The 12,062-nt window shown below is 68.5% G+C and carries 11 protein-coding genes; 4 read left to right on the top strand and 7 right to left on the bottom strand.

From position 1 onward, the window contains the following. Positions 1 to 8: 8 nt before the first annotated feature. Positions 9 to 1,196, bottom strand: coding sequence for an MFS transporter (locus ACIA12_RS35940; protein ID WP_396371810.1), 1,188 nt, complete (start codon positions 1,194 to 1,196; stop codon positions 9 to 11). Positions 1,197 to 1,221: 25 nt separating this feature from the next. Between ACIA12_RS35940 and ACIA12_RS35935 the strand changes: the two genes are divergently transcribed. After that, positions 1,222 to 1,797 carry a CGNR zinc finger domain-containing protein gene (locus ACIA12_RS35935; RefSeq protein ID WP_396371809.1) on the top strand — a complete coding sequence of 192 codons (576 nt, stop codon included), beginning with the start codon at positions 1,222 to 1,224 and terminating at the stop codon, positions 1,795 to 1,797. On the opposite strand, the gene ACIA12_RS35930 is transcribed toward ACIA12_RS35935, so the two are convergent. Continuing rightward, the gene (locus ACIA12_RS35930) at positions 1,784 to 2,755 is read right to left on the bottom strand and encodes an NAD(P)/FAD-dependent oxidoreductase (protein WP_396371808.1); all 972 of its coding nucleotides are present in this window, start codon (positions 2,753 to 2,755) and stop codon (positions 1,784 to 1,786) included. The two genes, ACIA12_RS35935 and ACIA12_RS35930, sit on opposite strands and share 14 nt — an antisense overlap. A gap of 84 nt (positions 2,756 to 2,839) precedes the next feature. On the opposite strand from ACIA12_RS35930, the gene ACIA12_RS35925 reads away from it, so the two are divergent. Further along, entirely contained in the window at positions 2,840 to 3,418 is a 579-nt protein-coding gene (locus ACIA12_RS35925; protein WP_396371807.1) for a helix-turn-helix domain-containing protein, read from the top strand. A 43-nt stretch (positions 3,419 to 3,461) separates the two neighbouring features. Beyond that, a complete protein-coding gene (locus ACIA12_RS35920) occupies positions 3,462 to 4,445 on the top strand; it encodes an asparaginase (RefSeq protein ID WP_396371806.1) in 984 nt (327 codons plus the stop codon). On the opposite strand, the gene ACIA12_RS35915 is transcribed toward ACIA12_RS35920, so the two are convergent. Next, a complete protein-coding gene (locus tag ACIA12_RS35915; RefSeq protein WP_396371805.1) occupies positions 4,417 to 5,634 on the bottom strand; it encodes an RNA polymerase sigma factor in 1,218 nt (405 codons plus the stop codon). The genes ACIA12_RS35920 and ACIA12_RS35915 overlap by 29 nt on opposite strands. 24 nt (positions 5,635 to 5,658) lie before the next feature. Here ACIA12_RS35915 and ACIA12_RS35910 point away from each other — a divergent pair, with 24 nt between their 5' ends. Beyond that, on the top strand, positions 5,659 to 6,408 hold the full coding sequence (locus ACIA12_RS35910; protein WP_396371804.1) for a class I SAM-dependent methyltransferase: 750 nt from the start codon (positions 5,659 to 5,661) through the stop codon (positions 6,406 to 6,408). On the opposite strand, the gene ftsY is transcribed toward ACIA12_RS35910, so the two are convergent. The 4 genes from ftsY to cydB form a co-directional block, all read right to left on the bottom strand. Beyond that, complete coding sequence (gene ftsY, locus ACIA12_RS35905; protein ID WP_396371803.1) at positions 6,409 to 7,590, bottom strand: signal recognition particle-docking protein FtsY; 1,182 nt, start codon at positions 7,588 to 7,590, stop codon at positions 6,409 to 6,411. A 31-nt stretch (positions 7,591 to 7,621) separates the two neighbouring features. Then, positions 7,622 to 9,238, bottom strand: coding sequence for a thiol reductant ABC exporter subunit CydC (cydC, locus tag ACIA12_RS35900; protein WP_396371802.1), 1,617 nt, complete (start codon positions 9,236 to 9,238; stop codon positions 7,622 to 7,624). A gap of 62 nt (positions 9,239 to 9,300) precedes the next feature. Next, on the bottom strand, positions 9,301 to 10,971 hold the full coding sequence (cydD, locus tag ACIA12_RS35895; RefSeq protein ID WP_396371801.1) for a thiol reductant ABC exporter subunit CydD: 1,671 nt from the start codon (positions 10,969 to 10,971) through the stop codon (positions 9,301 to 9,303). Continuing rightward, positions 10,968 to 12,050, bottom strand: coding sequence for a cytochrome d ubiquinol oxidase subunit II (gene cydB, locus ACIA12_RS35890; RefSeq protein ID WP_396371800.1), 1,083 nt, complete (start codon positions 12,048 to 12,050; stop codon positions 10,968 to 10,970). The genes cydD and cydB overlap by 4 nt, the downstream gene beginning before the upstream one ends. Positions 12,051 to 12,062: the final 12 nt, after the last annotated feature.

Genomic DNA, 12,062 nt, shown 5'->3' with positions numbered 1-12,062 from the left:
TCCCTAGGTCATTCAATACCCAATCGGGACGGTTGTGACCGCACTAGACGCCGGAGCTTCGGTTGGAGAGTTGCCAGTAGGCAGGCGGCGGCTCCACAGCCAAGCCATAAACCGGTTGGACCCACTACTGAGAGGAGTTGGGTGCCGAGCAGTGGGGCGACTGCAGTGGCTACTCCCCAGCTAAGACCGTAGGTAGCGAGGTAGCGGCCGCGGGCGTGCTCTGGGGCTAGCTCGGCGACTACTGAGAGGGCTCGGCCGATCAGGATCAGGTCGCCGAGGCTCCAGACGACAGCAGCCGCTACGAACGTGGGGAGACTGTGGGCGAGGCCATTGGCGATCAGGCCGGCGCCTAGCAACACGTAGCCCATCGTCAGCGCTTGGAAGTCGTCGAGCGCCTGCAGTCGACGGGTTCGGAGTACCGGCTGTACTGCGACCTGCGCGATCGCCGAGACCGCCAGGATGACCCCGACGCCCGACACCGACAGGCCCCGGTCGAGCAGGGTGAGAGGTAGCCCGAACACGAGCACCATGGCCAGTACTGCGAAGACAGTGCCCGACCCCAGCACCCACAGCAGCCGCCGATCCCTCCAGACCGCCGCAGCCACGGGCGCCGCCTGCACTCCGCCCGGCAACGCAACAGCCACCAGCACCGCACAAGCCAGACAACTGCCCGCATCAGCAACAAACAGCCACCGCAAGTCCCACTGCCCCAACCAGGCGGCTAATAGCCCGGCAACCACAGCGGCCACCGCCATCACCGCACCCAGCAATCCGTACGCCGCCGGCCGGTCCGCCGGCTCCGTCACATCCGCGATGATCGCCTGGCTCGGCGGCTCATAGATCTCAAAGGCCAACCCCAGCACGATCACGGCCGGTACGGCAGACCACAAGCTCCCCGACGCCGCGATCCACACCTGCCCCACCGCGCACCCGACCAGCCCGGCGACGATCGTCCACCGCCGCCCCAACCGGTCAGCCAGATGGCCACCGAAGACCCTCGACGGCAAGGTCGCCAGGCCGAAGACCGTCAGCACCAGCCCGGCCTCCGCGACGCTCGCGCCCAACTCCACTGTCAGCACCACCGCCAGGAACGGCAGCGTGAAAGCTCCGAGCCGATTGACTCCCCGCGCGATGACCAGCACCCAGACGGCGGCGGGCAATCGGTGATGACTGGCTAAACGAGTATGGTTGGTCACGACACCGGACCCTACGAACCCCGGAGTGACCGGTCAAGTGAACTTCGATAGTCACATCCTCAACACACTGACGGCTGCCGTGGCCCTGGTCAACCGACTGACCCCTGGCCAATCCGGTGGATCGCCGTACGCAGCGCCGGAAGACCTCGCGGAAGCCACAGCCGACGCACTAGGCGACGACGGCCGCCGCCGACCCGCGGTGACCCCAGCCGACGCGAAGCAGCTGACAGCAGTGGCGGGCAGGATGCGGATCATCTTCGAGGCCGCGCATGGAGGCGACACCGACCGCGCCGCCAAGGAGGTCAACGCGCTGCTGCTCGACACCAACGCCCGGCCCCAACTGGACCGCAGCGGCTCCCCCGGCTGGAACCTGCATTTCCACGGCGCCGACGACACCTTGGCCAATGGCTGGGCCGCCGGCTGCGCGGCCGGACTGGCCATGGCCCTAGGCAGCGACCTCGCAGGCCGGCTCGGAGTCTGCTCCGCGCCGGCCTGCGACCGGGTGTTCGTCGATGCCTCCCGCAACAGCGCACGGCGATTCTGCTCACCGCAATGCCAGAGCCGGGTGAAGGCAGCCGCCCACAGGGCTAGACAGAAGTAGCGGCAGCGCTGCGGTAGGCCGCTACTGCCCGGCGGGTGTCGTCCGCGATCAGATCGCCGTTGATAGCAGCACCAGCCATCAGGCCAGCGGCGGCTGAGGTGACGACCTGCCCCATGGGGTCAGTGACGTTGCCTGCTACCCAGACGCCGGGGACGTCAGTGGCCCCGGTGGGGTCGGCATCGATGGCAGTGCCGACTACTACTCCGCGGCCCTCGCGTGTAGCCGTCTTGAGGCCGAGGTCGGTCAGGAAGTCAGCGCGAGCTTCCAGCCGGGTCTGTACGGCCAGCGCTTGGCGTGGGATGACTCGGCCGCCTTCCAGCCGGACGCCGGTGAGCTTGTCGTCGGTTACCTCGAGCGAGGTGACCTTCTCCTGCACCACAGAGATCCCGCGGGCAGCGAACTCCTCCCATTGCTCATCACTGGGCTCCAGTACGTCGTTGAGAAACAGCGTCACGTCATCACTCAACTGCCGGAACAGCAGCGTCTGGTGCCCAGCCATCGGGTTGGTAGCCAGTACGCCGATCGCCCGGTCGCGTACCTCCCACCCGTGGCAGTACGGGCAGTGCAGCACGTCCCGGCCGAATCGCTCAGCCAACCCAGCTACCTCGGGCAGCACGTCCACCACCCCAGTAGTGACCAGCAACCGCCGAGCCTCCACCGCCTCCCGCCCTGCCAGCTCCACCACGAACCCGTACTCCGAATCGCCCCGCCGCACGCCCGTCGCGGTGTCGATCACGAGCTCCCCGCCGTAGCCGGCGACCTCGGCGCGCCCGATCGAATAGAGCTCGGCAGGCGGCACTCCATCCCGGCTCAGGTAGTTGTGCACGTGCTCCGCCGGGGCGTTGCGAGGTGTGCCGTTGTCGACCACCAGCACCGACCTGCGCGACCGGACCAGCGCCAGTGCGCCGCTCAGCCCGGCAGCTCCCCCGCCGATCACCACCACGTCGTACCGCTTCACGATGAACTCCTTCGTCGTCGATCTCCTGCCCCGACCATCGGCCGCTCGGTCGAAAATGACAAACTTCTTTGCCAGAATGGCAAGATGGAACCTGATCTCGGCGACGTCCTCGAAGCAGTCGGCCCCCGCCTCCGCGCCCTCCGGATCGAGCGCGACACCACGCTCACTCAGCTCTCCGAGACGACCGGCATCTCGGTCAGCACGCTGTCCCGGCTGGAGTCCGGCCAGCGCCGCCCGACCCTGGAGCTGTTGTTGCCGCTGGCCCGCGCCCACCAGGTTCAGCTGGACGAGTTGGTCGACGCTCCGCCGACCGGCGACCCGCGCGTGCACGCCAAGGCGTTCAAGCACAACGGCGCGACGATGATCCCGCTGACCCGCCGGCCCGGAGGCCTGCAGGCGTTCAAGCAGATCGTCCCGGAAGGCTGGCCGGGCGGTGAGGTCCAGCAGCGCGTCCACGAGGGCTATGACTGGCTCTATGTGCTCTCCGGCCGGATCCGCCTGGTCCTCGGCGAGCAGGACTTCGTACTCCGTGAAGGCGAGGTGGCCGAGTTCGACACCCGCGTCCCGCACTGGTTCAGCAACCCTGGACCGGGCCCGGCCGAGATGCTCTGCCTCTTCGGCCCGCAAGGCGAAAGGATGCACGTCCGCGCCCGCTCCAAATAGGTAGTACTCTTCCGCGGTCTTGACCTACGAGAGGACCAGGTCCGTGAGCGTTGCGTTGTTCACCCTCGGCGGCACCATCTCGATGGCGGGCCGGACGGCCGATGGCGTGGCCCGCTTGACCGGCGCCGACCTGACCGAGGCAGTACCCGGCCTCGCCGGCCTGCCGGTACCACTGGAGATCCAGGACATCGAGGCGGTACCGAGCGCCAACCTCACCCTCGCCAAGATGCTCGACGTCGTCGACGCGGCCTCGAAGGCGGTCAGCAACGGCGCTACCGGCGTCGTCGTCACCCAGGGCTCGGACACCTTGGAGGAGACGGCCTTCCTGGTCGACCAGGTCTGGCCGCACTCGCATCCGTTCGTCCTCACCGGCGCCATGCGCAACCCGACTCTGGCCGGCCCCGACGGCCCGGCGAACCTGTTGGCAGCGGCCCGGGTCGCCTGCTCCCCCGCTGCACGCGACCTGGGAGCACTGGTCGTCTTCAACGATCAGATCCACGCAGCACGTTGGGTGCGCAAGACCCACAGCACCAGTACTGCGACCTTCGCGTCCCCCAACGCAGGACCCATCGGCCAGCTCGTCGAGGGGCAGGTGCGCATCCTGACGCGCCCGGGCCGACAGGACGGAGTACCGGGTCGGGCTGAGCCGTCGGATCTCGATGCTGCGCAGGTGGCGCTCTACACCGTCACGCTGGACGACGACGGTCTACTGCTCAAGGGGCTGGCCGACACGCACCAGGGGTTGGTCGTAGCGGCGTATGGCGTCGGCCATGTCCCAGCAGCGTTGGCACCGGTGCTCGGGGAGCTGGCTGAGCGCATCCCCGTCGTACTGACGTCGCGCACCGGCGGTGGGTCAGTGCTGCGCAACACCTACAGCTCACCCGGCTCCGAGTCGGACCTGCTGGCTCGTGGCCTCATCGACGGCGGTTTCCTCGACCCCTACAAGGCACGAGTACTGCTGCGGTTGCTGCTGGCAACAGGTGAGGGGCAGGACGAGATCATCGGCGCTTTCGCGCAGCATCACTGACCTGCGCCGCCTTGGTGGTCAGGTAGTTCTGCTCCGGTGTGCTGGTGGTCCGCCGGGCCGCCGCGGTGAAGTGGGTCGCGGCGGTCTCGTACTGCCCGAGCATCTCGTACAGATGCCCGCGTACTGCGTCCAGCCGGTAGTGCCCGTCCAGCTTCTCGTCCAGCGGTCGCAGCAGCGCCAGCCCTGCCTGAGGACCGGACACCATCGCCTGGGCGATCGCACGGTTCAGCGTCACCATCGGATTGCCCGACAGGTCCTCCAGTAGTCCGTAGAGCCCGAGGATCTGCGGCCAGTCGGTGTCCTCCGGCCGCGCCGCCTCGTCGTGCAGGGCAGCGATCGCGGCCTGCAACTGGTACTCCCCCAGTGGCGGCTGGTTGAACGCCTCGACGGCCAGCGCGACCCCTTCGTCGATGAACTCCTTGTTCCACAAGGTGCGGTCCTGCTCGGTCAACGGGATCAGCTCACCGGCCGTACCGGTCCGGGCCAGCCGCCGGGCGTCGTTGAGCAGCATGAGCGCCAGGAGGCCGGTGACCTGGGCATTGTCGGGCAGTAACTGATGCACCATCCGGGTGAGCCGGATGGCCTCGCCCGACAGGTCGGTGCGCTGCAGGTCGGCGCCACTGCTGGTCGTGTAGCCCTCGTTGAACACCAGGTAGAGCACATGCAGCACCTGCGCCAGGCGTTCCTCGTCCTGCGCCAGCTCGAACGGCAGCCCCTTGAGCTTCTGCTTGGCCCGGCTGATCCGCTGCGCCATCGTTGCCTCAGGCACCAAGTACGCGGTCGCGATCTCCGCCGTCGTCAGTCCGCCGACCGCACGTAGCGTCAGCGCGATCGCGGAGGCCGCGGTGAGCGCCGGGTGGCAGCACAGGAACAGCAACCGCAGTGTGTCGTCGTGTTCCTCCACCTCCTCCACCGGCACCTCGCGGTGCGCCGCCAGCTCTTCGCGCTTGCGCCGCGCCTGCTCCTGCCGGATCTCGTCGATGAACCGCCGCGACGCCGCCTGGATCAACCACCCGCGGGGGTTGTCCGGTACCCCGTCCACAGGCCAGGTCCGAGCCGCTGCGATCAGCGCCTCCTGCACGGCATCCTCAGCCGCGGTGAAGTCCCCGGTACGCCGTACCACCGCGCCGAGCACCTGCGGCGTCAACTCCCGCAACAGGTCCTCGAGTCTGGTCTCCTGGGCAGTCATCTCACTCCGGATATGCTCGCGGCTATGGCTGGGGACAAGGTACGCGCATTGACGTTCGGCGAGGTCGCCGAGGAGTACGACCGAGTGCGTCCGGGCTATCCACCCGAGCTGTTCGAAGACATCCTCGGCTACTCGTCACCGAGCACGGCACTGGAGATCGGGGCCGGCACGGGCAAAGCGACGCTGGTGTTCGCGTCCCGCGGTGTACAGGTCGTGGCACTGGAGCCTGACCCCGGCATGGCTCTGGTACTGCGGCAGCACGTGGCTGCGTTGCCGGTGACGATCGCCATGGGATCGCTGGAGTCGTACGAGCCGGAGAAGCCGGTCGACCTCGTCTACAGCGCCCAAGCGTTCCACTGGACAGCCCCGGAGACCCGCTGGAACCGTACTGCGGCCGCCCTGCGCCCGGGCGGCTCGCTGGCCCTCTTCTGGAACGTCGAGCGGGTGGCCGACTCCGAGCAGCGGAGACAGGTCGAGACGATCCTGAGCGAGTACGAGCTGAAGTGGCCCGGCGAGTGGCCGGAGTCGGATCACCTGGAGCCGTACGCGGAGATGGCGGAGCTGCCGGAGTTCGGAGAACTCCGGCAGGAGATCTACCGGTGGGAGCGCACGCTGGCGACGGCTGACTACCTGGCGCACCTGGGCACCCAGTCGGCGTACCTGATGCTGGAGGACGAGGAGCGCGACGAGTTGCTCGATCGGCTGCGCGCAGTACTGCCCGAGCCGGTCACCTTGGAGATGGCGACGATCCTCTACCTCGCCAAGCGGGTCTAGCTAGTCGAGCAGGGCGTCGACGAACTGTTCGGCGTCGAAGGGGGCCAGGTCGTCGGCGCCTTCGCCGAGGCCGACCAGCTTGACCGGGACACCGAGCTCGCGCTGGACGGCGATCACGATGCCGCCCTTCGCCGTACCGTCCAGCTTGGTCAGCACCAGGCCGGTCACGTTGATCACCTCGGCGAACACGCGGGCCTGGGTGAGACCGTTCTGCCCGGTGGTGGCGTCGATGACGAGCAGCACCTCGTCCACCTCGGCGGTCTTCTCGATCACCCGCTTGACCTTGCCCAGCTCGTCCATCAGCCCGGTCTTGGTGTGCAGCCGGCCGGCGGTGTCGATCAGGACGACGTCGGCGTTCTCCTCGATACCCTGCTTGACCGCGTCGAACGCGATGCTGGCCGGGTCGCCGCCCTCGGGTCCACGGACGGTACGAGCGCCGACGCGCTCGCCCCAGGTCTGCAGTTGGTCGGCGGCCGCTGCCCGGAAGGTGTCCGCCGCGCCCAGTACGACGTGCTTGTCCTCGGCAATCAGCACCCGGGCGAGCCGGCCGACCGTGGTGGTCTTGCCGGTGCCGTTGACGCCGACCATCAAGACGACGGCGGGCTGGCCGTCAGTGCGGTCGACCTTCAGCGAGCGGTCGAGGGTCGGGTCGACGAGCGCGATCAGCTCCTCGCGCAGGATCGTCCGCGCCTGGTCGGCGGTGACGCCCTCGACGCGGACCCGGGTGCGCAGCTTCTCGACCAGCTCCTGGGTCGGCGCGACGCCGACGTCGGCCGTGATCAGGGTGGTCTCGATGTCCTCCCACGCCTCGTCATCCAGCTTGTCGCGGGACAGTAGCGCGAGCAGGCCCTTGCCGAGCGACCCCTGCGACCTGGCCAACCGAGCCCGCAGGCGGACCAGGCGGCCCTGTGCCGACTCGGGCTTCTCCAGCGTCGCCGTGGCCGACTCGGGGAGCTCGGTGTCCTCCAGGGTCCGGGTCGGTGTGTCCCGTGGCTCCTCGGCGTCGTCACCGACCTTGGGCTCGGTCAGCTCCGGGGCCGGCTGTGCGGCGGGCAGTTCCGCCTTACGGCGCCTGGAGACGACCAGACCGGTCGTACCGGCGACCAGGACGACGGCGATCACGGCGATGATCGCGATCAGGGCCTGGTCGGTGAGCAGGGTGACTAGCTGAGGGGTCGACACGGTCACCCATCTTCGCAGACGCGCGGACCGATCACGGGAGCGCCAGCGCAGGTTGCGTTGCGTGAGGAGCCAGTTCCGGACGGTGGGTCAGCAAGATGACCGTACGACGGCCTGCCGCGGCGTACAGGTCGTCGAGCAGTCTGCGAGCCGTCTCCTCGTCCAGGTGCTCGGTGGGCTCGTCCAGGACCAGTACGTCGTGGTCCGCGAGCATCAACCGGGCGAAGGCGAGCCGCTGCCGCTCGCCACCGGACAGCCGTGCCCCATGCTCGCCGACCATCGTGTCGAGGCCGTCGGGCAGGCTGGCGACGAATTCGCCCAGGCGGGCTTGGTAGAGGGCCCGCCAGAGTCGGAGGTCGCTGGCGCCGGGTTGGGCGAGCAGGAGGTTCTCCCGGATGCTCGTATCGAACACATGGCTCTCCTGGGTCAGCAGGCCGATCGCTGAGCGCACGTCGTCGCCCTTGAGGTCGGTGATCCGCGTGCCGCCCAGTGCGACTTCACCGGCGGTGGGCTCGAGGAAGCGGAGCAGCACCGCGGCCAAGGTGCTCTTGCCGGAGCCGCTCGGGCCGGTCACCACTACTCGGCTGCCGGCGGCCACGGTTAGCGTGACGTCTCGTAGTACGGGGTGGTTGTCGTAGCCCGCGTCGAGGTGGCTGATGACGAGGTCGCGGCCCACTGGTAGTTCCGACGGGGTGGTGGGCTCGGTGACTGGGGTGGGGGTGTTCAGGAGTTCCTGCACTCTGGTGAGGGAGGCTTTGACGCGAGTGGCGATCTGGGCCATCGCGGGGATGCCGCCCAGCGCGTCTGCGAGGGCGAGCGGGGTCAGTACCAGCACTGCGAACACCGGACCCGAGATGTCGGCCTGGCTGCCCAGCACCAATCCGGCGATGCTCGCCCCGCCGACACACAGCACCAGCAGTGCATTCCCTAGCCCCGCGCTCCAAGCCGACCGCCGCTCTGCCGCCGCCAGCCTCGCGTCCGCCGCCTCAAACTCCGCCAGTACGGCGTCTGTCGCGTTGAAGGCCACCACGTCGGCAGCAGTCAGCAACGTCTCCGTCGCGCCGGCCGCAACCTCTCCTCTGTCCCCCGCAATCGCCTGCTCGGCCCGCCGAGCACTACGAGCGGTCACCCAAGGCACCACCGTGCAAGCAACCGCCACCGCCACACCCACTGCCGCCCCCGCTGTCGGCAGCAACACCACCAACAATCCCACCGTCGCTGTGGCAGTCACTGCCGCCACCAGCACCGGCAACACAACCCGCAACCACAGGTCCAGCACCGCATCCACATCAAGCAACAACCGAGCCAGCATGTCCCCACTACGCACCGAGCTGAGCCCTGCCGGCGCCAACTCCTCCAACCGCCCGGTGATCCGCGCCCGGGTCACCCCCAACACCCGATAAGCAGCATCATGCGCCGCCAACCGCTCGACATACCGAAAGAACCCCCGCCCCACCCCGAACGCCCGCACAGCCACAATCGCCACCAACAGAATGAGCACCGGCGGCTGCGCGGCGGCTGTGGTGATCAGCCAGGCAGAGGTCGCCAACAACCCAACCGCCGCCCCCGACGCCAACACCCCCGCCCCCACGGCCAATCCCAGCCGCCACCGAGCCCCCCGCTCCGGCCTAACCAAGTCCAACAAACTCACTCCCCCACCGCTCCGCCCCCGGCCCACCCCGTCCCGCTCCGCCAAACCACTCACACCCGCGGTCATCGCGACGCCCCCGCAGTTGATCTGAGGCTCGGCCGAAGGCCGAGCGAGGTCTGGGGGTTGGTCTGGCTGACCTCGACCACCCGGTCAGCGGCAGCGAGGAGGGCAGGCCTGTGAGCAACCAACAGGACGGTGCGACCAGATGCGCGCAGGTGGCTGACTACCTCCGCCTCGGCTTCGGCATCGAGCCCTGCGGTCGGCTCGTCCAGCAGCAGGACCGGGGCTTCTGTGACGAGTGCCCGGGCGAGGGCGACCCGCCTTCGCTGGCCACCCGACAGCAGTTGTCCGGCCTCGCCGACTGCCTGTCCCGGATCCAGCTCCAACGCGCCTGCGTCGGCTAGAGCGCGTAGTACCTGGGAATCGGTGGCTGTGGGTCGACCCAGGCGGATGTTGTCGGCGATGGTGCCGGTGCGGAGACCGGGACGTTGTGGGACCCAGGCGAACTGCCGACGCCAGCACTCAGGGGTGAACTCGTCAGCGGCGCTCCCGCCCGCGATCACCACCCCGCGCTCAGGTACGACGAAGCCCAGCACCGCAGCAAGGACAGTCGACTTCCCAGCACCACTAGGGCCGGCAAGAGCAACCACCTCCCCCGGCCACAGGTCTAGGTCGAAGCCCTCCAAAGCAGGCTCGTCTCGACCGGGATACCGCACGGTGACGTCATGCAGGTGCAGCGGGGTCACCCGCAGATCCGGTACGTCGGTACGCTCGCCCCTCCCCGGCAGCGGCGTCTCCAACACCCGGAACACCTCTTCGCTCGCCGCCACCCCATCCGCGCTCGCATGGAAGTGCGCACCGACCTGCCGCAAAGGCAGGTAAGCCTCCGGCGCCAGGATCAGCACCAGCAGCGCCGTCTCCAGCCCCAGCTTGCCGTCGATGAGCCGCAGCCCGACACCGACCGCGACGAGCGCCACCGAGATGCTCGCGAGCAGTTCGAGCACGAACGACGACAAGAACGCCAGCCGCAGACTCTTCATCGACGCCACCCGATGCCGGTCCGTCACCTCCCGGACAGCGCGCACCTGCCCCTTCGCCCGCCCGAACAGCTTCAGCGTCGGCAACCCCGCGACGACATCAGAGAAGTGATGAGCCAGTACTGCGAGCGCATGCTGTCGCCGACGACTGTGAGCCTGCGTAGCCCAGCCCACCAACGCCATGAACACCGGGATGAGCGGCAGAGTCACCACCACCGTCCCGGCCGCGATCAGATCGCCAGTAGCCATCCACCCGACCACACCGGCCGGCACTGTCGCGGCAAGTACCAACTGCGGGAGGTACCGGGCGAAGTACGGGTCCAGATCGTCTAGTCCCTTGGTGAGCAAGGTGGTCAGCGCACTGCTCCGCTCACCGCTCAACCAGGCCGGCCCGAGCTTCAGCGAGTGCTCCAGCACCTGCCGCCGCAACGTCGACTTCACCGCGGCGGCCGCCCGCTGAGCCACCACCTCCTGCACCCACACCAACACCGCCCGCGCCCCCACGACGCCCACCAACAGCCAAGCAACCTGCCCAACCCCGTCGCCCCGCAGCACCACCCCCGCGATCGCATGAGCCAACAACACCGCCTGCACCACGATCAGGAACCCAGTAGCCACCCCGATCACCACCGACCCGACCAGGAACACCCGGGCAGCCTTGGCCCGCCGCAACAACCGCGGATCCAACGGCTTCACGAAACTGCCACCCGCTCGACACTGATCCGCTTCTTGAACACCCAGTAGGTCCACCCCTGATAAAGCATCACCAACGGCAAGAAGATCGCCGCGATCACCGTCAGCACCTTCAACGTGTACGGCGTAGAACTAGCGTTGGCAACCGTCAAACTCCACCCCGCATCAAGCGTGGACGCCATCACCGCGGGGAACATCGCCATGAACAACGAAGCAACCCCCAAGGCCACCGCCAGCGCGGTGCCGGCGAACGCCCACCCCTCCCTGCGGGAGGGGTGGGCGGAGGCAGCCGCCCCCGGAGCCTTCGCTTCGCTCGGCTGACCTGCTGGCTGCGCCAGCGGTCGGAGGTGGATCGGCCGATTGGCCGCTAGGCCTGCGAGCAGCACGATTGCCGCCAGGGCGGCGACCATCGTCGAGGCGAGGTTGCCTCGCATCGCCTGTGCCCAGGCCAGGAAGCTCGCCACCAGCACTGCTGCAGCCAGGCCTGCTATCGATGCAAGGCGGTTGGCGCGGTCTCGGAGGTCGTCGGTGGTTCTCAGGGCCAGGAAGATGGCGCCGTGGGCTACGAACAACGCGGTGAAGGCGACCCCGCCCAGCAAGGCGAACGGGTTGAGCAGGGTGCCCAGGTTGCCGACGAACTCGTGGGAGGCGTCCAGGGGCAGGCCTCGGACGAGGTTCGCGAAGGCGATGCCCCACAGCAGCGGGAGCAGCAGCGAGCTGACCGTGATGATCGTGTCCATCCGGTTCCGCCACGGAAGGTCGTCGCGTTTGCCGCGGTACTCCAGGGCCACCCCGCGCAGGATCAGGGCGACCAGGATGGCGAACAGCGGGAGGTAGAAGGCGCTGAAGAGGGTCGCGTACCACTCGGGGAAGGCGGCGAACGTCATCGCCCCGGCGACGATCAGCCAGACCTCGTTGCCGTCCCAGACCGGGCCGATCGTGGTGATCACCGCGCGCCGCTCGGGCTCGTCGCGACCGAGCACGCGGAGCAGGATGCCGACCCCGAAGTCGAAGCCCTCGAGCACGAAGTACCCGATCCAAAGCCCCGCGATGACGAGGAACCAGACCGTCGTGAGTTCCATGAAGACCAACCC

The sequence above is a fragment of the Kribbella sp. NPDC051620 genome, assembly GCF_044453825.1.
In the GTDB taxonomy this organism is placed as follows: Bacteria; Actinomycetota; Actinomycetes; order Propionibacteriales; family Kribbellaceae; genus Kribbella.
The sequence above is the reverse complement of the archived record's forward strand: the minus strand, read 5'-3'. Positions and strand labels throughout refer to the sequence as shown.